General features: G+C 42.4%; 13 protein-coding genes. 11 read left to right on the top strand and 2 right to left on the bottom strand.

Annotation, left to right across the window (positions count from 1 at the left end; genetic code table 11):
* Positions 1-2 precede the first annotated feature (2 nt).
* From FNH22_RS11395 to FNH22_RS11365, 7 genes are read left to right on the top strand one after another with little or no spacing between them, the layout of a single operon-like run.
* Positions 3-500: a hypothetical protein gene (locus FNH22_RS11395; RefSeq protein ID WP_143398500.1), complete on the top strand. Its 498-nt coding sequence runs from the start codon at positions 3-5 to the stop codon at positions 498-500.
* Positions 484-1,086 (top strand): hypothetical protein, encoded by a 603-nt coding sequence (locus FNH22_RS11390; protein WP_143398499.1) that lies wholly within the window; start codon positions 484-486, stop codon positions 1,084-1,086. Before FNH22_RS11395 ends, FNH22_RS11390 begins: the two co-directional genes overlap by 17 nt.
* Positions 1,083-5,915, top strand: coding sequence for a hypothetical protein (locus tag FNH22_RS11385; RefSeq protein ID WP_143398498.1), 4,833 nt, complete (start codon positions 1,083-1,085; stop codon positions 5,913-5,915). The genes FNH22_RS11390 and FNH22_RS11385 overlap by 4 nt, the downstream gene beginning before the upstream one ends.
* 11 nt (positions 5,916-5,926) lie before the next feature.
* The gene (locus FNH22_RS32635; RefSeq protein WP_143398497.1) at positions 5,927-8,455 is read left to right on the top strand and encodes a nidogen-like domain-containing protein; all 2,529 of its coding nucleotides are present in this window, start codon (positions 5,927-5,929) and stop codon (positions 8,453-8,455) included.
* Positions 8,456-8,497: 42 nt separating this feature from the next.
* Positions 8,498-9,181 carry a hypothetical protein gene (locus FNH22_RS11375; RefSeq protein ID WP_143398496.1) on the top strand — a complete coding sequence of 228 codons (684 nt, stop codon included), beginning with the start codon at positions 8,498-8,500 and terminating at the stop codon, positions 9,179-9,181.
* Positions 9,182-9,240: 59 nt separating this feature from the next.
* Entirely contained in the window at positions 9,241-16,749 is a 7,509-nt protein-coding gene (locus FNH22_RS11370) for a polymorphic toxin-type HINT domain-containing protein (protein ID WP_143398495.1), read from the top strand.
* A 10-nt stretch (positions 16,750-16,759) separates the two neighbouring features.
* Positions 16,760-17,983: a hypothetical protein gene (locus tag FNH22_RS11365; RefSeq protein ID WP_143398494.1), complete on the top strand. Its 1,224-nt coding sequence runs from the start codon at positions 16,760-16,762 to the stop codon at positions 17,981-17,983.
* A gap of 107 nt (positions 17,984-18,090) precedes the next feature.
* Here FNH22_RS11365 and FNH22_RS11360 read toward each other — a convergent pair whose 3' ends face one another.
* Complete coding sequence (locus FNH22_RS11360; RefSeq protein ID WP_143398493.1) at positions 18,091-19,344, bottom strand: hypothetical protein; 1,254 nt, start codon at positions 19,342-19,344, stop codon at positions 18,091-18,093.
* 316 nt (positions 19,345-19,660) lie between these two features.
* On the opposite strand from FNH22_RS11360, the gene FNH22_RS11355 reads away from it, so the two are divergent.
* From FNH22_RS11355 to FNH22_RS11340, 4 genes are read left to right on the top strand one after another with little or no spacing between them, the layout of a single operon-like run.
* Positions 19,661-20,938 carry a DUF4270 family protein gene (locus FNH22_RS11355; RefSeq protein ID WP_143398492.1) on the top strand — a complete coding sequence of 426 codons (1,278 nt, stop codon included), beginning with the start codon at positions 19,661-19,663 and terminating at the stop codon, positions 20,936-20,938.
* A gap of 14 nt (positions 20,939-20,952) precedes the next feature.
* The gene (locus tag FNH22_RS11350; RefSeq protein ID WP_143398491.1) at positions 20,953-21,957 is read left to right on the top strand and encodes a galactose oxidase; all 1,005 of its coding nucleotides are present in this window, start codon (positions 20,953-20,955) and stop codon (positions 21,955-21,957) included.
* Between the two features lie 48 nt (positions 21,958-22,005).
* Positions 22,006-23,049 (top strand): sensor histidine kinase, encoded by a 1,044-nt coding sequence (locus FNH22_RS11345; protein WP_143398490.1) that lies wholly within the window; start codon positions 22,006-22,008, stop codon positions 23,047-23,049.
* Positions 23,046-23,750, top strand: coding sequence for a LytTR family DNA-binding domain-containing protein (locus tag FNH22_RS11340; protein WP_143398489.1), 705 nt, complete (start codon positions 23,046-23,048; stop codon positions 23,748-23,750). The genes FNH22_RS11345 and FNH22_RS11340 overlap by 4 nt, the downstream gene beginning before the upstream one ends.
* A 106-nt stretch (positions 23,751-23,856) precedes the next feature.
* On the opposite strand, the gene FNH22_RS11335 is transcribed toward FNH22_RS11340, so the two are convergent.
* Positions 23,857-25,095, bottom strand: coding sequence for a hypothetical protein (locus FNH22_RS11335; RefSeq protein ID WP_143398488.1), 1,239 nt, complete (start codon positions 25,093-25,095; stop codon positions 23,857-23,859).
* Between the last annotated feature and the right edge of the window lie 30 nt (positions 25,096-25,125).

The raw sequence follows: 25,125 nt of genomic DNA, 5'->3' as shown, positions 1-25,125 counted from the left end.
CAATGATGAAATATAACTACCTGGTTTTGACCATCAATTTAATCATTTTGGGATTGCTTCTGGCCTTATTCTTTCGAACTGAATATGCCATAGATCAAGCAGATAAAAAAGCATATGTCATCAATCAAGAGATCTATCAGGCTTTTCATGCACGTACTGATCTGGAGAAAAAACTGTTGTCTATAAGCCAGACCAACCGACAAAAGCTGGATTCCATGAAATCACTTTTGCTCAGAAATAATGGCAATGAAAGTCTGAAAAATGCCTACGAAAAAGCACAGCTACAGTTTACACATGAGGAAAAAACCATAGCAGAGCAGTACCAAATGGATCTTTGGAAGCAAATCAATGAATATGTGAGTCAATTTGGACAGGAACGTGGATACGAATTCATTTTTGGAGCTACAGGTGATGGAAACTTGATGTACGCAAACAATGCCAAAAATGTAACAAAGGAACTAATACAATACATGAACGATCATTATGAAGATAAACTGTAACTACTTATTAGTTGCTACTACAGGTCTATGTTTAGCACTTGTACTCTCCGCATGTTCCGATAAAATAGACTCGGAACATTACAGAAAATGGGTACAGGATTATGAGAATGGACTACATGCTAAAAGAGTCTATGGTGGTTACACGTTTGATATACAATATATGCCGGAGGACTACCTCAGACTGCAGCGAAATGAAAGTAATACCACTCCCTCTTCTGTAAAAAAAAGAACCCGGGATAATTCCTTACAATATTACAAACTCACTATTTCCTCAGAAAATAAGGATAAAGAGCTTATCAGTAGTGCGGTAAATAATGTCAAAGAAAAGCAAAGACGTCTGTATTACTTTTCTTATAGCTTTCAAAATGACATCTATCTGGAAGTGAATAAGACTAAAGTGCCCTGCGTATTATATCACTTTGAAAAGGCAAGCGGACTAATGCCTGGCAGAACATTCCTGCTCGGTTTTGAAGAAGAAATTACTCCAGGTAAGGATGCAGTGGTGGTAATAGAGTCTTCTGTTTTTGGAAGCCTGCCGATTAAAATAAGAATTTCCAAAGATAACATTCCAACCCTCCAATTATGATACGATTACTCTACCGAAAAAAGCGGCCTATCGCCATATTCTTAACCAGTTTGATGTTTTTTGAATTTATCCAGACCGGTGTGGCACTGGCTTTAACATCAGGTCCCAGCCAACCGGAGGTCCGGAGCTTTCAGCCCGCAGGAGTATCCGACATGGTGGATCTTTTCAGTGGCGATTTTAGCTATAACATCCCTCTGTTTGAACTACCGGGACCCGATGGTGGATATCCTTTCAATTTGCACTATAACTCAGGGATAGGTATGGATCAGGAAGCCAGTTGGGTAGGTTTAGGTTTTAACTTAAACCCAGGTGCTATTAATCGTCAGATGCGTGGATTACCTGATGAGTTTAAAGGAGACCCTGTCCATACTAAAACGTCGATTGAGCCAAGTGTTACCGTAGGACTGGGAGCCGGAGCAGGAGTGGAGGTGTTCGGGAGTGACAACTTTTCCTTAAAAATGGGATTTAATGTATCCCATAACAATTACACAGGCATGGGATACAGTATCGATGCCTCAATCGGCTATGAACAATCTATCAATAAATCCATGACCGGGGGAGTCGGGTTGAACATTACGCTTGATCCTAAAGAAGGTGTAGGGGTAAGTCCTTCATTGAGCCTGGATTCAAAAATAGGTTCCACCGGGCTGGGTGCTGAATATCATTCAAAACAAGGGTTGCAAAATGTTTCTGCAACACATGAACGAAAACCTATGAAGCTGGGGAAAACCAGTGTTACCAATAAATGGGGTACAACACTGTCATTGGCACATCCGTCTTACACGCCGCAGATCAGCATGCCTATGCGTAATGTGAACATAGCGGCCACCTTCAAGCCGGGAGGATCATGGTGGGGGATTTTCGGAGCGCCTTACATAAAGGGGTTTTACAATGAACAATGGCTGAAAGACAATAAAAAAAGAGTGCGGTCCAACGCGTACGGATACCTGAACTATCAGCATTCCACCAGCGATGAAGACCTGTTGGATTTCAATAGAGAAAAAGACGGGCAAGTGCTGAAAGAATCACCCAACCTCGCCATCCCATCTTTGACATATGATATTTACAGTGTTAACGGTCAGGGCCTTTCCGCTATGTACCGGCCATTACGCAATGATTATGGTAGAGTATTTGACCCTAAAACGGTTTCAACATCTACAGGAGGGTCTGTTGGAGTGGATGTGGCCCCTGCAGCTTCTCATGGTGGTGTCAGTTTGGAAGTAAATCACTCCAAATCCACTTCGGGGCTTTGGTCGGAAAATAACCAGATGACGTCCAAGGCGGCCTTTCAGCAAAAGAGCATTAACCAGATCTATGAACCCTGGTATTTCAAGGGACATGGTGAGCCTACCGCAGAAGCTCTTAACACTATTACGAACATTGGTGGTGATGAAGCGGTCAAATTACGACTGGGTGGTAGCAGGAGAAACCCTTCGCTTACCAGCACATTGGAAAGAAGAGGCTGGAGCAAAACAGCACCTTCAAATAGTAGCACCAACCGAAGTAGAAAGTCAAGAAGCCAGGTCATTCAACCCATTACAAATGAGCAACTGATCAGTGGCTCACAGGAAACAGTTACTCATTTTAAAATTGATTACATCGATCGGCTGGGTACCGAAAGAAAATACAACCGGTCGGGGCTGCCGGGACATCATATAGCAGGTTTTACTGCTTTAAGCACAGAGGGGCTGCGTTATAATTATGGGTTGCCTGCTTATAACCTGCACCAGGAAGAAGTAAACCATAGCGTACGTAAGCAGCCCGGTCAGACCGCCCGGGTAAATGTAGGTAATAACGGCGGTCAGGATCCGTCTTTTGAGTACAGCGGTACCCGAAAATATCTAAAGAGAACAGAACTACCGGCATATGCGCACTCCTATCTTTTGACGTCCATTATTGGCGCCGATTACGTGGATGTGACAGGCAACGGTCTCAGTGAAGATGATCTGGGTTATTGGGTGAAGTTCACCTATCGTAAAATGGCAGATGGTGCCAACCCTTACAAGTGGCGCGACCCGTATTCTCAGGCCCATTTCCAGGAAGGTTGGATCACAGATCCGCGTGATGATAAAGGATATTTTACGTATGGCGAAAAAGAAATATGGTATCTGACCAAGGCGGAGACTAAATCACACATCGCTACATTTGAAATAAGTCAACGCAATGATGGCAGGGGAGTTTCTTCCAAACTTCAAGATAGTAACAACAAAGGTGCACGACTTTATGCATTGGACAGGATCAGGTTGTTTACCCGTGCTACAGGAAATGCTTACCCCATTCGTTCCGTTCGGTTTGAATATGATTACTCACTCTGCCCGGGTGTTTTTAACAACGCTTCGGGTACCGGTAAGCTGACGCTCAAAAAACTATGGTTCGAATACGGCAACAGCCAACGTGGACGATTAAATCCTTATGAATTTACCTACCATAGTAATAATCCCCGATATGATTTTTATGCTTATGACCGCTGGGGTAACTATAAGTCTTATCCGCCGGGTGATTTTAGAAAAAATCGGGACTTTCCTTATGTAGAACAAGACCCGGCCATGAAGCCGGAAATAGACCAAAATATGGCAGCCTGGAGCTTAAAGGAGATTACCTTGCCATCAGGTGGAAAAGTAGTTATCGACTATGAAAGTGATGACTACGCGTATGTGCAGCATAAAACTGCCATGCAAATGACCGACATTGTTGATCCTTATACGGTTTCTACAGGAGCATTGAAAAATAAGTTTCTGCTCAGCAAAGACAACATGAAGATACGGTTTGCGCTTGAAAAATCATTGCCTGGAAATTTACCCGCTACTGAACATCGTGGAGAAGTACTTCGCTACCTTGACGAGGAAACCCGGCAGTTATATTTTAAATCATTCATTAATCTGCGTACGTCATCTGAAAATTTTCATGAATATATTTCGGGTTACGCAGATATAGATTTTGCTCAACCCATGGGGTTGGAAAAAGATGGTTCAGGAGAGTATGTATTTGGGTATTTTCATGTAAAATCAGAAGAAGGATATCATCCGTTTTCACTACGAACCTTCCAGCATTTACGCACGAATCAGCCGGAACTTACCAACTCAGGGAGGAAATTGGAGCAAACCAATAGCACGGGTAAGCGCATCGGTCAGATCAAAAGTCTGGCAGGTATCGGTGCCCAAATACGCCAGATCTTCGAAGGGTTTTACCGTTATTGTTACAATAAAAAATGGGGTAGGGAAGTAGTGGCTAATAAATCCTGGATACGACTCAAATCCCCTGATAAGATCAAATATGGTGGAGGCCTGAGGGTACGCCAGATCACCATGAAAGACCAGTGGGAACATGACGAAGAAGGAATTTATGGAGAAGTATATGAATATACTACAGAAGAAAACGGAAAAATCATCAGTAGCGGTGTGGCCGCTTACGAACCGTTGATCGGTGGAGAAGAAATACCACTGCGCTATGCTAAAAAATACGTCCAGAGTGTGCCATTACGTACCGATAATAACCTTTATTTTGAATATCCTATCAATGAATCCTACTATCCAGGCGCCAGGGTGGGTTATAGCAAGGTACAGGTGAGTAGTCTGGCTTCTGCCTATCATGCAGGGAAGGAGGTGAAAAACATTAATCTATCAGACGGTAAACCATTATTTCCTTCCGGCCAGGGGATAGGCTATGGAACGACCGGGCTTACAGTACATGAGTTTTACACAGCCAGGGACTTTCCAATCATTACTGATGAGACCGAAAAAAGTAACAAGCCTTATAAACTATCGGTGCTGGTACCCTTTCTTGGTAATATCAGTATATCTAAACTGGCTAGTTCACAGGGGTACAGCATAGTGACCAATGATATGCACGGAAGGCAAAAGAAGACAAGCAACTACCGCCAGGATAAAACCGGTGCTATAGAGCCGGAAGCCATTTCCTGGGTACAGTATAATTATCATACTAAACCACGTATCTACCAAAGAGAAAGGGTGAACGAACTTATGAACGTGTTCAAAGAAGACGGATCAGGTACATTGAGCCTGGCCGCTGCGGGTGATTTGCAAAATAGCGCGATATCCAAAGTTACGCTTGGTCAGGAAACGGAGTTTTTTATGGATATGCGGCATTATGAGGACAATGCCTGGACGGGGGGTGCCATGCTCAACGTGGACATTGTCTACATCCCTATACTATTTGCCATTATTCCTATACCTGTCCCTACGGTCTGGCCCAGGGTAGCCAAAAGTACCAGCGATCTCAAAACGGCTGTTACTAACAAAGTTATTTTCAAATCAGGAATATTAGAAAGTATTGAAGCTTTTGATGGAGGCTCACTGGTGAAAACCAACAATTTAAAATGGGATAAGATCACAGGCCAGGTGTTGCTTACCTCAGCTAATAATAATTTTGACGATCCGATTTACAACTATACTCTGCCGGCATACACGCAGTATCAGGGTATGGGGGCCGCTTACCAAAACTCAGGCTTTACCTTTACTATCAACAATGTGGTAGTTAATCCTTTTAAACCGGATCTCTACAGTTTTGCCACTTCCAGTTCAAATAGCACTTACTTACAAGCAGGTGATGAACTATTACTCTATGATTTTAACGGAGAGCTGACGGCCCCTCTTTCACGGGCTGTATTTAATGGCGAAGAAGACGGGTTACGCATCCTGTATTGTGATACCCCACTAACTGCCAGCGAATATAAGTGCATGATAATAAGGGCCGGTTTCCGTAACCAATTGACGGCCAAAGCCAGTACTATTACCTCACTGGTAGACCCCTCAATCAACCAGGGAAGTAGAACTTATCAGAAGACCGTGTCCATACCGAAAGCATATTAATCACCCCCACCATGAAACCAACATTTATCTTTACACTCTACCTAGCTCTTTCTGTTCAATGGATAACGACTAATGCACAGAATAACCCCCAACCAGGTACGAAAGAGTATGATCGACTGAAAGCAGAAGGTTTGATCAGGCAACCTGCCCAGGTTCCAAGACAAAAAAACTATCCTGTACTGCTCGATGCCAGTACAAAAGTCGCCCGTGTGCAGGGTGTAGCTGCTTCTGAGCCCAAGACTATTAGTAATCAGAGTGCTGCCTTACAACAAAGCTTTTCTTGTAGCATTGAAAATCCATGGTTTGATCCTTCTTATCAGGTACTACCCGTAAACGATGATGAATCCAGTAGTGCCGTTCCGTTACCGTTTACCTTTAACTTCTTTGGCAATAATTACAGCCAGGTATATGTAAATAATAACGGTAACATTTCATTTAACGCATCGAACGCCACCTATACGTCTACCGGTTTCCCTTCTTCCTTTGATATGATTGCTCCTTTTTGGGCGGATGTAGATACCCGTGGCGTTGGTAACGGGAGAGTGTTTTACAAGGCAGAAGCTACTCGTTTTACTGTGATCTGGTATAAGGTAGGATATTACAATCAAAAAACTGATAAAACCAATACCTTCAAGCTGGTGATTACGGATGGGACCGATCCTATTATTGGGGCCGGTAATAATACAGCCTTCTACTATGGCGATATGCAATGGACTACAGGGGATGCATCAGGTAGTGGCAATGGCTTTTATGGCATAGCTGCAACAGTAGGACTGAATAACGGACAAGGTGCCGGAGCATGTTTTTACTACCAGATAGGTAGGTTTGGTAAGCCTGGTAGCGAATACATTGACGCATTCCAGGTAAGCGGTGTTGATCACCTGGATAATCGTTGTTACCGGTTTGATGCTTCCACCTTAGAAGATGTGCGTGTAGACTTTAAGCATAAAAACCTGCTTTGTGCCATTGATTTTGAGATGGAAGTGGATAACCCTCAGAATTGCAGGGTATTTCATCAATGGGATTTTGGAGATGGAACCACATCCAATGAGAGAAACCCGTTGCATAGCTATAATGCACCTGGTACCTACACCGTAACCCTGAATGTATTTTACCAATGCGGGGCCTGCACAGGAAATAGCTTATCTATCAAGAAACAAATTGTATTGGACCCGGATGAAAACCTCTTTGTAGATACTCTTATCAATGTTCGCTCAGCCATCAAAAAAGAGGTATTATCCAATGTGGCATCAACATATTCAGATACATGGCCACTGCAGCATGAAGTCCAGACACAGGCCAACCAGTCCGGATATTTGAACGGTAGTCAGGGTGTATGGCGTATGGAAGGAACACATGCCTATGAAGTAGACCGGAAGCAATCACCCACACTTTCTTTGTCGAAAGACGGCTCGTATGAATTAGAGCAATTTAACTGGGAGTTTGCTGCACTTGATGCCATACCTAATTGGATAAAGGCCAACACAATGACAGTATACAGTCCTTACAGCTACGAATTAGAAAACAGGAACGTGCTGGGTGTATACAATGCGGCACTGTACGATTACGGAGGCCATTTCCCATCAGCTAACGGTGTTAACATGCGTAATGATGAAATGGCCTTTACCGGGTTTGAATACCTGACTGGCAAGGCTTCGGGCAACTGGATATTTGGCAATCAGCCTATACCACGTTATCGCTGGTTTGGAACAGAATACAACTATAAACACATTGTGGTAGTGAAGGCCAGTCTGAAAGAACTCGAAGGCTTTGATAAGGTAGACGTATTTGGAAGGAATTATTTTTATAGTTTCTTCCCCTTTTTCGGATACAGATATATACGTGACAATGAGATTGTCTGTCGTCGAGAACACCCACTTACACCAGAATGGTCTATATTGGTTCTACGCAGGGCGCTTTTTGAAGGCTTTTGGCGCGGCTATGTGATGTTGCGCAATGAGCTGCAACCTATCATCAGTCCTGATCTGGACAATACTATTTCACATAGTGGTGAGCATAGCTTGAAAGTGACGAATAACAAAATCTATGAGCAAAGTCTGTTGCGCTTAGATTCCGGGAAGTCCTATCATATTAGTGCCTGGGTGTCTGTCAATAATGAGCATCTCAGCACTCCTGAGCTGGCTGATGGATTAGGTGTTGAAATTACTTTTAAGGATCAAAATGATGTGTTGGCGGGAAGTTTTATGGCAGAACCTGCCGGTAAGATCATAGAGGGGTGGCAGCAGGTGACAGGAACATTCACCAGCCCATTGAACAATCCTAAAATGGAGCTTAGCTTCAAAGCCGGCAGTACAGGTACCGCCTGGTACGATGATCTGAGGTTGCATCCTGCGAAAGGTAATATGCAGTCCTATGTATATAGCCTTACTGATTACCGACTGCAAGCTGTGCTGGACGAAGAGAACTTTGGGACTTTCTTCTATTATGATGGTGAGGGCAACCTATACCTTACAAAGAAAGAGACAGAGAAGGGTATCAAAACTATCTCAGAAAATGTACGCTATGTGCTGGAACATTAATAGGATTCAATATGGAAAGGGATACATAAAAATGGTTGTATTATGAATGCATATAAATACCACTGGCTATTGACAGGCCTTTTACTGATCCCTTATCTGCTCAATGCACAAGACCTCAGGTATGCATTGCAGCAAATGCGGCAGATGTATGATCAAATGGATGGGTTACATATTGAAATGTCGGTAGAAGTATCAGAAACCATAGAAGCAACGGCACCTTTTTACGCTTTAAATGTGGATATTAAAAAGGAGGGAGAAAATTACCTCTATCACTACGGCAGCAATCGAATGCTGATGAATGACCGCTACTTCATTATGATAGATGAATCAGCAAAAGAAATGGTATATGGAAAGCGAACGGAAGTGGATGACAATAGCCTACCCGATTACCTGAATTTTAATATGGATAGTATACTGTTATTTTATGATGAACCCGAATACCTGGGGTATGAAAATGCCCTGCATCAATACAGTATTGTTCAACAAAAAGGACCTGTATATAAGATTTATTTGTGGATAGATGACCACACCAAGCTGCTACGCCGGATGGATTACGAATACCGGCAGGGATCGTATGTGAAAATCGAATTTAAACAGTTTAACGGTCATCCTTCTTTTCAGTCCGACACGTTTAGCGAAGCACAGTTTATCCGGTTGAAGGATACAAAGATGGTGACAGCTAATGCTTACCGTCAATACCATTTAGTAGAATCAGTAGCCAGGTGATACATGACCTAAATCAAAAACGATATGCCAACTGCTAAGTCAGTTTAATACCATATGATATGAAATTCAATACCCCCAACGCAATGAATTACATCTACCTCCCAAGACCCTATCAGCTATTCAGTACCATGAGAAGCGCCTTTATTGCTGTTTTATTTCTGACCAGCGTCCTATGTACAACGTACGCATCTGCTGCGAACTTTTTGCCAGCTAATGAAGAAGTTTCTGTACCCGACAATAGCTCTGACTCAGTATATATACCACCGGGTATCCGGTTAAGTAAGGAAGGACGTTTGCCAACTCCTGATTATGAAAGGAAATTCACTTTGGCAAGCCTAACACAGGATGCCTGGACACAAGTATTTCAGGCACCACCTTGTATTTCAGGTAATTACTACCTGGCCTTTCAGCTGGAGTATGATCTGGGTGACTTTAATACAGAACAAGATTGGAGTGCACAAATGGATATTGTTCTGGCCCGACAGGCAGACACCTTGTGGCAAAAACCCAATGGACTTGCTATGTCTGACCAGACTTTTCTGGCTACTGTATTTCATGATAGTTCATTGGTGTGTAATGCCAATATCCTGTTTTCAATTACCAATAAAGTATCTGATCCGATCACGCCTGAACATAATATTTACTTAAGCATACTGCTCTATAAGGTACCTGAAAACAACTTTAACACCAATATTGTCCCAGCGCTTAACTACCAACTTATCGGGGGTGGACAAACCAACGTAAGTTGGAGCTATACAGCTGAAGGCGTAGAAGAGTTTGATCTTGAGTGGGTATCCATTGAAGATCACGAGAACTTTGCCGGTACTACCGCCCAGGAGGCTTTTAATTTTAAAGAGCCGGTACGTATCAGTACTTCGTCTTATTTCTATAGTCATCTCACGAACTACCCTAGTTGCAGGATTTGGTATAGGGTGAGAGCAGTAGGCTATACCCCTGATTTTCCTGACCATCGCATTGTCGGTAAATGGTCTTACGGCCCGGGTACAGCATTGGTTTATAGCAACCATGAGGCCACCAAAACCTGGCAGCAACAAACCATTTTTTCTGAGGAAGGCAGGTACAAAAAGATCATGCAGTACTTCGATGGTTCGCTGCGTCCGAGACAGACTTTGACCAACCTGAGCTCCCAGGGAGTAACGCTTCTGGAAGAATTCAAGTACGATTTTGAAGGTCGGGAATCAGTTTCTATAATGCCTGGTCCGGTACTGAACAATACACTGGATTATGTTCCTGGTATTAATCGCTTCCAGACCACCAATGCAACGGTTAACAGCCATACCTCACTGACGCGCGAAAAATTCCATTATGACAATCGACGATTGGAAAATAGCATTATAGCCAATATTGATGGGGCAAGCAGGTATTATTCTCCTTCAAATGGTATGTCTATTATCCATAGAAACTATTTGCCGGATGCTGAGGGGTATGTGTACAGCCAGACAGAATACACGAATGACGGTACGGGACGAGTAAGTCGCCAATCAGGGTTTGGAAAAACCTTTCGCGTGGACAGCGCCCATGCTACCCGCTATTATTATGGTAGCGCAGCTCCGGCCGAGTTAATCCGGCTTTTCGGAAGTAATGTGGGTAATGCAACACATTATAAAAAAAATGTAGTAGTAGACCCCAACGGACAGGTATCCGTGAATTACCTCGATCAGGTGGGACGTTCCGTGGCTACAGCACTGGCGGGAAATCCACCTGACAATGTGGAGGCGCTGGACAGTTATAATAACTTATCTCCGGATTCTGTAAGAATAGAACTGGGCCAGAAGAATACATTTAGTGGCGAACAGAGTACCATAAGTCATAAAATTCTTAATGTAAACCCAAATACAACTTATGCTTTTCAGTACTCACTTTCAGCCTTAGGGACTGAATTGGGGAACCTGAGTTGCCAGACTTGCAATTTTGACCTTTCCATCAGCGTAACGGATACGGAAGGCCGTCCGATGGACCTTTCAATGGCTTTAGGGAATGAGTCAACTACAGGTGAAAGCTATCTACGCACCAATATTACAGCCACCGGTTGTGCAGCAGCTACGGTTGTTGATGACATTGAATTTACCTTGTTACTGCCGGAAGTTGGTGACTATACGGTTACGAAAACCCTGACTGCAAAAGGGCTTACCTATGAGCAGATGGCTAGTATTGTGCTCAGTAATGATTCTGTCGCCAGTGAAGTTCAGAACATTATTAACAGCTATACCATTGACTCAGCAGCATGTGAGATATGTACGGATTGTCCTGAGGCCGGCGATACTATAAATGAAGCCATAGAAGAAGTAGCACAACAAGACTGTGATAACCTCTATAACCGTATTATACAACACTATCAGGACCTGTATGGTAACACCTCGGAAACTCCTTACATAGTACCGGAAGATAGCATTGCCGCTCACCCATTATATTGTCAATATGAGTTATGCATCAAAAATAAGGAAAGCACCATTTTTGAAAAGCAGGTAGCCCGTTATGCAGATTGGACCAGTGCTCAGGCTGCAGGTTACACAAATTTAATCGACCAGGATCCCTTTTTCAATAATGCCAATTTGAGTGGTGATGGGCACAAGGGTTCTATGCAAAACAGGTTGAATGACCTGTTGGTAGGTGTAATCCAATTTGACAATGATGGAGATAGCATAGCTGATGGTTCAAATACATTCAGAGGCACACTGGACGAGGTGACTGACCCGGCCAATACCAGTTATTATATTGATCAGCGTGGTAACCCTGACCCGGTCGATGGGCGACACATTTTGTATTTGGATCTGATGGACCGTAGAGACCAACTGGACCAGACTACTTATGATAACGAAATCAACGGGCAACGGTGGGCTTTGTACAAGAGCTTTTACTTCGAGGCCAAACGCAAAACTAAACTTGGGATACCCGATTTCAGCAATTGCCTGGCGGCCAGGGAAGAGCTGGAGCAGGTAGACGGTATCCCACAGACCCAGCAGGGTCTGGAAACCTGGGGGGAGGCAAATGGTGCAACCGGCCCGGTGGACAATGAAGTGCTGGAAATGACCATCGGAAACCTGGCGTTCACGTGTGAGACAAATTTTTCGTCGGCAGATAGCACTGCAATAGCAGGCCATCTTGAAACCTATTTTAACAGTAATCCACTGAACTTTTTTCGCTTCATTCTGAGGCCTGATCTTCAAAGTGATCCGCAACTACAAGCCATACAGGCCATATTAAACGGATACAGTTGTGCATTAGATAGTATAGCCCAGGAAGATCCGCTAAACTGTGAGGAAGAACCCGAAAACATCATTATCAATGCCCAGCTTGATCGCAACGGCGCTGTCGGCTGCCACCCTAGTGACATTACGGATAGTTGTTATGATGGTTGGGCGGTAGCCACAGGCACGCCGAATACAGATATTGGAGGAAGTACGGGTAAAGTTTTTTTATGGGCTTACCCTGGAGATCCTGATTCGGAAGCAATAAGGGGTACGTTCGCCGAGCCATTGATTCCTGGTGTCAAATATGAACTATGCCTGAGTTATTCGGTTTTCCAGGACCCCACCTATAGTGGACAGATGGATCATGCTTTCCTGCAACTTTCAAGGAGCAGAGACTTTCTAAATGCGCAGGGTATTTTGACTCAGGCCGGAAGTGATGCTTCCGGGACCGCTCTGGCATCGTCCAGCCTAAGAAAAGACAGCACTACTCAGCGATTCACTCGAAATAGCAATGATGCTTCTCTATTTTCTACTGTGCCCAATTGCCTTTTACCTACCGCCCGGTATCCGGACCCGGTTTTATTCGAGGGGCAGTCCACACTAAGCGACCATGTTTGGATGCAAAATAATAGTAGTAATGTAACCGTAAGGAAAGATACCTGCATCTCTTTCACACCTACAGAGGCTAGCACCTATTTTTATCTGGGTGTTATGTCCTGTACTAACAATACCTATCAGGCCATTGAACTTAATGACCTGGTGGTTCGAAAAATATTGCCAAGACAAAACGGAGTTTTGTTTGAAGGGCAATATGTCTGTCTAAACTATGACACCACCAATACTTCTCTGTCCAATTTTACTTACACGGTAGATTGGAGCAGGGAGGTAGCGCTTTGCCAGGAACGGGCCGCTGAAGAAAGAGAGATACTGGTAAGCTATGCAATCACCGAATTTATTGAAGGTGCGATAAGTGACTTTTATGAGAGCTATTCTGCCTCCTGTATAGAGAAATCAGGTGAAGACCTTAGTTACACCTTTGACCAAAAGGAATATCACTACACCTTATACTATTATGATCAGTCTGGCCAGTTGGTACAAACAGTTCCTCCGAAAGGTGTGAATCCATTAATCCAGGCACAGGTAGATGCCTTCCTTGCCGGAAACCGAATAGAGCCTACGCATGACCTGACCTCTGCTTACAGGTTTAACTCATTGGATCAGTCCATTTCACAACAAACACCTGACGGTGGGGAAAGTAGGTTTTGGTATGATCGATTGGGCCAACTCCGGCTTTCACAGGATGCTCAGCAAAAAATTGACAATCAATATTCTTATAGCAAGTATGATGAGCAAGGTAGGGTAGTGGAAGTTGGTGAAATAACTACCACAGAGAGTGTTGCCGCTCTGATTGCTAAAATTGATACACTGGCTAATTTTCCTTTGGCAACCTCATATCCTTTAAAAGATGTAACTCATACCTATTATGACTTTCCCGATCCTCGCATACAGCAGAATTTAAGCCAGGAACATCTTTTAAGCAAAGTTTCCTGGGTAGAGGTTATTGATGACCCAACTGCGGACACAGTTGCGACTTATTATAGTTATGATATTCATGGTAATATCAAATCCACTTTACAAAAACTACCTCATACTGCACCAAAAAAAATAGATTACTTATATGACCTGATTAGTGGTAATGTACGCTATGCCATGTACCAGTTTAATCAGCCTGATCAGCTTATCCATCGGTACAGTTATGATTCTGATAATCGCCTGCAGCAAGTATTCACTTCTTCCGATGGTTTCGTTTGGAACCGGGAAGCATTCTATTTTTATTATCTGCATGGATCTCTGGCCCGTGTTCACCTGGGGCAGTACAACGTTCAGGGGCTGGATTATTATTACACACTCCAGGGTTGGCTTAAAGGGATAAATATGCCCTTTAATGATGATTTGGCCAGGGATGGCTTGTTTGGCTCACGTATTGGTCGTGATGCCTTTGCATTTGAATTAGGCTATTACCAGGGCGACTATCGACCACTGAACCCTGCTGTGTCCATTTCCGGAGAACGTGATGGCCTTTGGTCGCATTATCAGAATAATAATACAACCTCCAAAGGATTGTATAATGGTAATATATCCTGGATCACAACAGATCTGCCGGATGTTGGTCAGCGTAAAGGTAGGTTGGAAAAAGGGATGCAGGCAATGCTCTACCACTATGATCAGTTGCACAGGATCAGGAATAGCAGAAGCCTTTCTGATTACGTGCCTGGCAATGGATTTATATCCCGTACGGCGAGCTCTCAGGAAGTATATGATACAGACTACAGCTATGATGCCAGCGGTAATCTATTGACTTTACAAAGGAGGGATGACCAGAACAGTGTATCTGATAACTTAAACTATCAATACTATCCTGGTACAAACCGCTTGCAGAATGTAGCAGGTAATGCGAGCCAGACTTATCAATATGATGCTATTGGTAATTTGACCAATGATTTAGCAGAAGGTTTGCATATAACCTGGACCGTATACGGCAGGGTCAAGGAAGTAAGTAAGAGTGACGGCACCACCATTCGATTCCGTTACGATGCCGCTGGTCACCGTATCTCAAAAGAAGTTGATAATGCCGGAAGCATTCAGCGTACAACCTACGTGCGTGATGCCGGTGGTAATATAGCCGCAATTTACCAGGACGGCGTGCTCATAGAGCAACCTATCTATGGTGGGACACGGTTAGGAACATACCTCGATAGAAGTATGACAGGCACACGTAGCCTGGGAGGTAAGCACTATGAATTAGCTAATCATTTAGGAAATATATTGGCTGTAATAACAGACAATATCCATATGAGTTCGGACAGCACATGGGCCACTGTCCTTAGTACCTCAGATTACTATCCTTTTGGAATGCTCATGGCCGGACGAACCTTTGCAGATAGTATAGGATATCGGTATGGGTTCAATGGGATGGAGAAAGACAATGATTGGAAAGGCCCCGGAAATTCCTATGACTTTGGTTCCCGTATACATGACCCCCGTATCGGAAGATTCCTTTCGGTAGATCCTATGGCTCCGAATTTCCCAGGCATGTCTCCCTATGCCTTTGCAGCTAATACGCCTATTGCAGCGAAGGACATGGATGGTGAATTTGCCCAGATCATCATTAAATATGGCATTGATGTAGGGATAAATATTGCCACTCAAATGCTGATGGCCTACATGTTTGACGATAATGTAAATACAGTAGGCGAAGCTTGGGATGAAGTAAGTCTTTGGGATGCTTTTTCTGAGGGTCTTGTGGACCAATTAGGTACCAAGAAAATACGAATGGCGGCTAATGCCACTCTGGGTATTTTTAACTACATCGATGAAGTAGGTATGGACAATGCCAGTTTTGAAGGTGCCTTGCTGGCTGGTGGTATGGGGTTGTTGGAACCTATTTTAGGAGATGCTTTATCAAAATATGGTCCTAAAGCCATAGCCAAGGGGTTGAAAAAAGTAGGGCTTGATGGCAAAACGATAAGAAATACGCTGAGAAATGTAGGAGTAAGTAATAGTCTCATCGCTAAATATGCTCCATCTCTGAAAAAAGTGAGTAGTCCTTGCGGTTGTTTTACTTCGGGTACACTTGTTAAAACGGCTGAGGGGAACAAATCCATTGAAGAGTTGAAGGCCGGTGATTTGGTTTGGGCACTGGATGAAACGACTAATGAGCCTGAATTAAAACAGATAGACAAAGTCTTTTCTCTGGAACGTGATAGTATCTATGTATTAGATATTGGCAATGAAAAAATAAATGTCACCCCTGACCATCCCTTTTTTGTGGGAGGTGAATGGATAAAAGTCTCAGAAGTTAAAGAAGGGCAAAGCTTAACATTGTTTGATGGTAATGAAGCGGAGGTAAAAAACATCGAAGTAAAAACAGGACTGACTAAGGTTCATAATTTTAGTGTTGCTGACCTGCATAACTATTTTGTCGGCACTCACAGTATTCTGGTCCATAATACGCCCTGTGACCTAAATGTAAAAAATGGTTTTTACAGGGTGGAAGTGAATGGTAAAGTTTATGTTGGTAAGGGTAAATTTGACAGGGCCAAAATTTCTAAAAAGAGAGAAGGAGGAAGCGGAGTAGATTGGTATGAGGCGGAAAGTTCAGATGCAGCGTTTATATTTGAGTACTTACATATGAGAGACAATGGATTTCTTGATGGAGCAAATAAAGGAAGTACGATAAATAGGATCCAATCGCCGGGTAAGAAGAAATTTGAAGCACTTTCCAAAGAAGAAAAGAAACACTTTCTGGATACCTTTAATAAAATTATAGCTGACGGGCCAGCCAAGAGCAATTAAGTCTAAGAACATGAAAAAAGAAGTTGATGGATTTACTTTTGATACCTATAGAGAAGAAGATTTTCTATGCATAGACTCTAAAAACATTGTGGAGTGTTTGTCCTATGCAGAGAGTAAAGGGATAAAAGCAATTTGTATTGACTGGATGAGAGGGTACTGGGATGATGACGTTAATTTCCTGGAAGGCAAAGGGTTTGAAAAAGTGTTGATGAGTGTGGAGGAGATTGAAAATATTGAAGGTATAAATAAGCTCACTAATCTTAGTGCATTGTACATAGGAGGGGATAAGTTACCACAAACCATTAACCTTAGGTCCAGTCAATATCTGAAAGAGCTGGCAATAGAGTGGACCAATAGTGTAATAGGAAAAGATAATTTACCTAACCTTGAGTATTTAAGTATAGGAGGCATCACCTTACCCGAAAAGAATCTAACAGACTTAGGCATGTTCCCTAACTTGAAAGAATTACATCTTACTGGGGGCAATCTCCAGGACCTGGAAGGCCTTACTGCTTATCAAAACCTTGAAATAGTGGAAATAGCTGATATGCGCAGCCTTAAAACGCTAAAGCATAGTACTCTTGACCTTAAAAACCTTGTTGAACTCACTTTTATTAACTGTAAGAAACTGCCAATACAGGATTATAAGGGCCGCATACCCGTCAGTAGGCTTGGATTAAAAGAATTTGGTAACATTGACACTTTAAAATGGCTTCCGGAAGTTTTTCCTGAGCTGGAGTACTTTGATTTTTGGGCTACGAAAGTATTAGATGGAGATTTAACACCTCTTTCATCTTTAAAACATCTGAAGGAGGTACGTTTTAAGGATGAAAAACACTATCAGATATCATGCAAGGCATTAAATGATGGTATTAAAAATCAAGAATCGTTGAATGTGGTAATAGGTGAATCAATCGGTACCGCCACGTCATCGGAGAATCAACTTCCTACTGAAACCTGGACGGAACAAGGTATAGACCAGATGCTGGTAGAAAAAGTGCAAAGCGTACTTTCTGCATTTGTTCATTCTATTGATAACACGAATGGTGAAAAAAGTAAAATTGACTATTTTAAAATAGCGATAAAAGCATTAGACCAACTACAGCTCGAGAATGATCATTTCTTAGATACTGCTTGCCGACAGGATCTTGTGGACTTTTTTAATGAACGTGCTAATCAAGAAGGCATAGATGAATACGAAGATATTACCTGGAAGTGGCGCCAGGAATGGTGAGCTAACACTTTCTCATGTAAGAAATAGGGTAATCTGATTACTCAACGATTTATTGATTTTAACAGCGATAATCTAAGCCATAGACATTCCGGTGTTGTCATCCGAAACTAATTAAACTTCCGCTGCGCAAACCAAAGATCCATAAATGTAATGTTGATGGTGAACTTGGTATAACTTTCATTGAAAAAATCACTTAATGACTGGCCTCTGGCGGCACGTTCTCCGATGAACCGGACCATGCCGCGATTGCCTAAGGGAAGACTACAACCTAAAGTGACTCCCGCATTGTTTAATCCTTCGTTATCCAGTACGAGGTATGACTGCTCTGCATAGGCACCGAATCCCCAGCTTATTAGTCCCACATAGTGTTCAGACCTGTAGTTGGGCAGTTTTTCAAAACCTAAAGCAACCCGGCGGCTATCACGTAAGCTGAAATTATTGCCGTCCAGGGAAGAAGCGGACCAAAATTGTGTTTGAGCGTCCAGACTGATACTGAATTTATTGTTTTTGTTCCATGAAACGCCAAAGCCCAGCGTATGAGGTAGAATATAGTCTTCTTCCTCTTCCAGGAGTTCGGACGATAAAACATCAATGGGTATATTACTTCCTGGCTCCGTTTCCAATATTTCGAGCTCATGCGAGCTTTTTAGGTCATTGCCCGGATCGTAGGTCAATCCGAAAGTCAGGGAAGATTTTTTTATAGGCAGAATGTATTGGGCGCCTATATCAACACTTAATGTTGTAAGATGATTATTATCTTCAATGCTTACATTAAAGTTTACCTCATCGCTGTTGACTAACTGGTGGTTTTGAAGTGAACCAAAAATATAAGAAAAATGCGCTCCTACCGAAAATCGTTTTCCTATTGTCCTGCCATAGCCAAAATATACCTCATTTAGTCCACCTGAACCTTCATACCTTACCTGATACCTGCCGGGTATCCCATTGAAGTCTTCAAACCCTAAAATATCATAGTTAACGCTGCTAAACTTTCTCAGTCCGAACGAGCCTCCGGATTTTTCTCCGGTTTTGAATGCCATGGTTAGGTAGGGAAAATCCATTTCCATCTGCCTTCCCTGGTTACTACCGTCGTCGCGGGTAGCTGTGGCCACACTCAGGCCGAATTCATTGATGAATGTGTACGGATACCCCATGCTGCTGTAGGATGCAGGGTTTAAGTTATTGATCGTATACCCATTGCGATCGGCTATTCCTGTGCCGCCCTTCATTAAGTGATGTCCGAACCCCTTGTGATAGATATCGCCAATCCCAAAATAGGTATAAGGTGATCCCGGAGAATTTTGACCATATGCAGCAAATCCTACATTCAATGTCAATACTAAAATTAAAGCGTTTTTCATTGTATATGTAATGTGTGAAAAACCTGGAGGGATAACTGTTTTTTTGAATACCTCATATAGAATACCCCTATTCACATCTTTCTAAGCTAGTATGGTGTAGACGGTCTTGAAATTAAACTCTACGTATGGGATGATTCACTCTATTAACCCATGATATGGTCCATCCAACGGGTCCGTTTGAATTCATAAGTCGTGAACCTCTTTTTGTAGATGAATTACAAGCGTTTGTTGAATATATTTTTTTGGATGTAGTGATACGGCAATTTTTGAGGTATAAGGTAAAACAGGTGGCGTAATTTACTGGAGCAGATAGAGCATGAATAAAATAGTGGTGTATGTTGGATTGGCAACAGTACCTTTTTGGTTAGGAAAGTGCAATTTCCCCACGCCACTGGGCGAGGAAATCGTTCAAAGCGAAATTCTGGATATTGTTTTTATTGACACCATCGATGTGCGACTGTCTACGGTTATCAGTGACTCTATCGTTACTTCTAATACCGACAGACACTTGATAGGTACCTTCCGTGATGATGAGATCGGTCGTATTACTTCAAGTTCATTATTTGGCCTAAGTCTTGATTCTCTGGAATTTCCTGATGAAGGTGCGACATATTTATCTGCAGAATTTGAATTATTTCATGACGGATACTTTTACTACGATACAAGTCAAAATTTTACAATTGAGTTGTATCCGCTAAAGGACGTGCTGGAGCTTGATGACGATGGTTTCTTATATAATGTATCCGGCTATGACTACCAGGAAAATACCCGATTAGGAGCTTTGACCTTTGTCCCGCGCCCTTCAAGAAATAAAACGATTTCCATTCCGGTAGATGATGAGTATGGAAGTAGTATTTTCAATCTGGCGCTTACCGAAGATCAAAACGATTTTCTTGATGACTTCGAAGATCGTTACCCAGGACTGGCCCTGGTAGCAGATACATCAACAACGCAGTCATTTTTAGGGTTTGCTACCACCAGCCGGTTAATTATCAACTACCGCCTGTCCGGAGAGGACTTTGAAATGATATTATCTTCTAATGGTATTCGATACAATAAAATTAGCAATGACCGAAGCAAAGCAGCACTGGCCGATCTTGTCACACGAGAAGAAGACATTACCTCTCTCCAAACTAATAACCGCTCTTACCTTCATAACAGTGTAGGGATGTTCATTAAGTTAGAGATTCCCTTTTTACGAGATATACGAGAGGTGCTGAACGATAACTTCATTACTGAGGCTACTCTGGTGTTAAGGCCTGTAAAAGATACATACAGTAATGTACGACCACTTCCTGCTGGCTTTACTTTTTACGAAGTTGACAGGCTCAATCGCATTGAACAGGTATTGGGTGTGGCAGGTGTCTTAAACTTTGACGATGAATTTAAAGAAGATACTGAGTACCGGATATTGATTACCGATTTTATCCAACAGAAGATTGATGAAGACGAGCTAACGGAAGATGCTATTATGGTTAGCGGTACCAGTGACGCATTAGGCACTACGGCAGACCAACTGGTGCTCGGTGATAGCTTTAGCGAATATGACGTCAGTCTGGAGCTTTTTATCCTCGATTATAGTATTGGAAATTAATGAATAGAATGATTATGAAACCCATTAGATTATCTTATATAATTACCTTTCTTCCTGCAGTTTTTGTGCTGTTATCCTGCGGTGATGATGACGAAGGTGATGATTTTATTGGCAACTGGATTGAGTTATCGGAATTTGAAGGGATCAGAAGATCAAGTGCGGTATCATTTGTTATTGGTGAAGTAGCCTATGTAGGTGCCGGATTTAATGGTGTGGAAGATGAGTATTACCAGGACTTCTGGAGATATAATGTGGGGCAGAACTTCTGGCAACGGGTAGACAGCTTTCCTGGTGTGGGAAGAAGTGCAGCGGTAGCATTTAGCATCGGTGGTAAGGCTTATGTAGGTCTGGGTTTTGACGGAGATGATGAGTTGAAAGATTTCTATGCCTACGACGCCTCCACCGATAGCTGGAGCCAAATTGCTGATTTCGGAGGTTCAGCAAGAAGAAATTCCGTTGCGTTCAGCCTAAACGGAAAAGGATATGTAGGTACGGGTGATGATGGCAATACACTTAAGGATTTTTGGGAATATGATCCTGAAAATGATAGCTGGTTGCAAATACCCAGTCTTGGAGGTAGCAAACGTGAAAATGCGGTAGCCTTTGTACTGGATGACTTTGCTTATGTAGGTACCGGGTCGGATAATGGTGTTCTGGAGTTAGACTTCTGGCGTTTTGACCAAACTTTATTACCTGATTTTCCGTGGACTCAAATGGAAGACCTGGATGAGGAGGATGACTACGAGGTCATACGTGAGAATGCTACTGCTTTTACCATGAATGGCTTTGCCTATATTGTCAGCGGTGTGAGGGGGTCTGTGACAAGTTCTGTATGGGAATATAACCCCCGGTCAGATTTCTGGACGGAAAAAACACCTTTGGAAGGCGCTGCCCGTACAGATGCGGTGGCGTTCTCTGTAAATGAGCGTGGTTTTATCAGTACCGGCAGAACGGGGAGCTCTTATTTTGATGATATATGGGAATTTAAGCCGTTTGACGAAGAAGATGAAGAAGATTAAAGTTTAAAACATATACATGAATATAGATTTACATCAACTGAAGGCTTGATGGAAAGGAGTACGCGATACGGTTGGGTATTCCATGTACTGGTAATTGTTGTCATGTTGGCTATGCCGGTGATCGTAGCATATGATGCTGGTTTGAATATTGAACGATTAGGGCGTAAGATCTTTACCTCGATTTTTATCATCCCGCTATACCTTACGAATGTATTTTTTTTGGTTCCGAGGTATCTAAAGCAACGCAAATACTGGGAGTATGCTATAGGAATTGTTGTTATGATCGCCGCCTTTTACTACTTTTTCAAATGGGTTGATCCCATAAGCGATATTAGTTTTGTATTTCACCTGGACTCTGGAAAACACTTTGAAATGCCACCGGCAAGACATCGCTTACCGCGCCCGATCATACCTTTTTTATTGCTTACACTTACGTTAGGTACCAGTTTTGAAATGCTGCTGGATTGGGAGCGCCGTGGAAAGGTCATTGAAAAAACGAAGAAAGAAAAACTGTCCGCAGAACTGTCTTTTTTGAAATCTCAGGTCAATCCACATTTCCTCTTTAATACGTTGAATAGCATATATGCTATGGCTGCCACTGATTCCTATAATACCCAACGTGCCGTACTATTGCTGTCTAATCTTATGCGATATATTTTATATGAAAGTAATGTGGAAAAGGTCAGTTTAACAAAAGAAATACAGTTTCTCAATGACTTTATTGATCTGCATAAATTGAGGTATTCCAAAACAAATAGCAAGGAAGTCGAATTTAATTATGACAGTGATGCCATGCATTTTGATATTGAACCCTTATTACTCGTTCCATTTGTGGAAAATGCATTTAAGCATAGCCATAGCTATACCAGGAAAACCAGGATTAACGTTTCTATTCAGCAGGAACACCGTGAAGAACTGGTTTTTAAAGTCTCTAATTCTGTGGGCGACTTTAGCGATCAAATGGAAAAAGATTCGGGAATAGGTCTGGAAAATGTAAAGAGACGGTTACACTTGTTATATCCGGACAGGCATAAACTGGAAATGGATCGTAGTAATGACATGTTCAATGTGACATTAAAACTCAGTAAATGAAATGTATAGCCATCGATGATGAGCCGCTGGCGCTGACAGTACTCAGGGATTATATTAAGAGAGTCCCGTACCTCACGTTGGCAGCTACTTTTGAAAACCCTTTCGAAGCGTTACAAAAAATTCATACCAGCGAGGTTGATATTATATTCATTGATATCAACATGCCGGGTTTAAGCGGGCTGGAATTTATCAAATCTCTCAATAAATCACCTCATGTCATATTTACAACGGCTTATTCGGAATATGCGGTAGAAGGATTTGAGCTGGATGCCACAGACTACCTGTTAAAACCTTTCAGTTTTGAACGTTTTTTAAAGGCAATTAATAAAGTAAACAAGGAGACTACCGTCAGGGCTTCAGGTACAATACAACCCCAAACCCTTGATTTCATTTTTGTTCATTCCGAGCATCATATCATAAAAATTTCACTGGAAGACATCTGTTACATTGAAGGCTATAAAGAATATGTGAAGATCCATACGGCAGACGCAAAGCCCATTCTGACGATAAAAAGTCTCAAATCACTTACCGAACAGCTGAATTCCGAACATTTCGTACGTATTCATAAGTCTTACATTATTAACATCAGCAAAATCCAGGACATAAGAAGTGGTAAGGTGAAGATCAAAGACAGGTATATTCCAATAGGGGACAGTTACAAAGATGTTTTCAATGATGTAGTGTTAAAGGGACGGATCTGAAGTACTGCACTTCGTTTTGAGGAGGAAACGAAGTAAGAGTCAATCGTTCTATTATTAGATATGAATAATCGGTGGTGTAAATGAAATAAAGGCCTTTCTCAATCCGCTATAATTTGATTAACGTTTCCCCCTCTGATGATAACTCCATCGATTCTACCTCACCTGCCCCATGAAAAGCAAATCGTACGCCGGCTATTTTTCCAAAATCATTTGTAAGATGGTGTTTGATGGCCTCTTGATCATTAATGTAGACGGTAAGTGTGTTATTCCTATTTAGTATACGAAGATCGGTAGCTTCGCCTGGCTCTACACCGAAGTAGCTCAGGTCATGATCCTTGCCCGAGATGAAAACATCACCCAGCCTAAGCCTGAGGTTTGATATACAACCTTTAATGGTCAAGGGTATTCGCATGGACATTTTAGTGCCAAACAGCACTACCCTTTTGCATTCGCAAATGTCTTTGCTTGATGTTACCGTGAATTTGAAGCGGGTATTCAGCTCAAAGTTTTGGAAGTCATGCTGAGGTTCATCCATTGCATTGAAATAGTTCAATAATACTGTCTCACTTTCCTGTGAAATAAGCTGTTCTGTACTACTACTGACCTTTAGTTTCTGATTGAATGAAAACTCATTTTCCAATAAATATCGTGGCTTTTTTTCCTTATACGAGAGCATGGCTATCCATCCGTCGCTTGGAATATAAAGGTCTTCCCGTGCAACTACATGACCATCCAATACTAACTTGGCGTTGTAGTAGCCCGGGTATTCGTAAAAATGGGTGAAGATATTTTTATTAGGGTCTACCCGGTGCCGTTTTGTGGGGTCCCAGTCCTGTTGAATTTCTACCACGCTCACATCATTTGGGTCCACGTTATAGCGAAAGATCACAGTATTAGGGACTCCCTTTGTTACGCGTTCCACTTCGAAATGAGGTGGATTGTTTTTGAAGTTTGCCTTTGGACTACTTATGAATGAAAAAACAACAAATATTATTACCACAATAAGGCTAACAGTGATCATCCAGGGTAGGGCAATTCTTTTTTTCAACTCTGGTTTAGAACGTTTCGGCCTTTTTATTTCACACGACCGGACGAACGCTCTCCAGTCCTCATAGCCCAGGTATTTTGAAATGGCATCCAGGGTAGTGATAGTAGGCCGGCTATTGTATTCTACCTTTCCCAATAGCCGTTTCAGCGTGGTCACACTTAGGTTTACAGCGGTAGCATCCAAAATATGCTCGCTTAGCGTATCGAAGTCTTTGGTATGCCACTCGGCAACATCGCCCCAGTTTAATTTTTCAACGAGCAGGGCAGCAAGGGCTTTTATGTATTGATCATTATCCATTCTTTATTAATTACGAGGTTTTTTCAGAAG

Source organism: Fulvivirga sp. M361, assembly GCF_007097395.1.
In the GTDB taxonomy this organism is placed as follows: domain Bacteria; phylum Bacteroidota; class Bacteroidia; order Cytophagales; family Cyclobacteriaceae; genus Fulvivirga.
This window is presented reverse-complemented; position numbering and strand designations above follow the sequence as displayed.

What these genes read in the sequence shown, in the direction of transcription:
- FNH22_RS11370 (WP_143398495.1), top strand. Translation starts at nt 9,241, where the DNA reads ATGAAATTCAATACCCCCAACGCAATGAATTACATCTACCTCCCAAGA.
- FNH22_RS11390 (WP_143398499.1), top strand. Translation starts at nt 484, where the DNA reads ATGAAGATAAACTGTAACTACTTATTAGTTGCTACTACAGGTCTATGT.
- FNH22_RS11360 (WP_143398493.1), bottom strand. Translation starts at nt 19,344, where the DNA reads ATGAAAAACGCTTTAATTTTAGTATTGACATTGAATGTAGGATTTGCT.
- FNH22_RS11395 (WP_143398500.1), top strand. Translation starts at nt 3, where the DNA reads ATGATGAAATATAACTACCTGGTTTTGACCATCAATTTAATCATTTTG.
- FNH22_RS11340 (WP_143398489.1), top strand. Translation starts at nt 23,046, where the DNA reads ATGAAATGTATAGCCATCGATGATGAGCCGCTGGCGCTGACAGTACTC.
- FNH22_RS11365 (WP_143398494.1), top strand. Translation starts at nt 16,760, where the DNA reads ATGAAAAAAGAAGTTGATGGATTTACTTTTGATACCTATAGAGAAGAA.
- FNH22_RS11345 (WP_143398490.1), top strand. Translation starts at nt 22,006, where the DNA reads ATGGAAAGGAGTACGCGATACGGTTGGGTATTCCATGTACTGGTAATT.
- FNH22_RS11355 (WP_143398492.1), top strand. Translation starts at nt 19,661, where the DNA reads ATGAATAAAATAGTGGTGTATGTTGGATTGGCAACAGTACCTTTTTGG.
- FNH22_RS32635 (WP_143398497.1), top strand. Translation starts at nt 5,927, where the DNA reads ATGAAACCAACATTTATCTTTACACTCTACCTAGCTCTTTCTGTTCAA.
- FNH22_RS11375 (WP_143398496.1), top strand. Translation starts at nt 8,498, where the DNA reads ATGAATGCATATAAATACCACTGGCTATTGACAGGCCTTTTACTGATC.
- FNH22_RS11350 (WP_143398491.1), top strand. Translation starts at nt 20,953, where the DNA reads ATGAAACCCATTAGATTATCTTATATAATTACCTTTCTTCCTGCAGTT.
- FNH22_RS11335 (WP_143398488.1), bottom strand. Translation starts at nt 25,095, where the DNA reads ATGGATAATGATCAATACATAAAAGCCCTTGCTGCCCTGCTCGTTGAA.
- FNH22_RS11385 (WP_143398498.1), top strand. Translation starts at nt 1,083, where the DNA reads ATGATACGATTACTCTACCGAAAAAAGCGGCCTATCGCCATATTCTTA.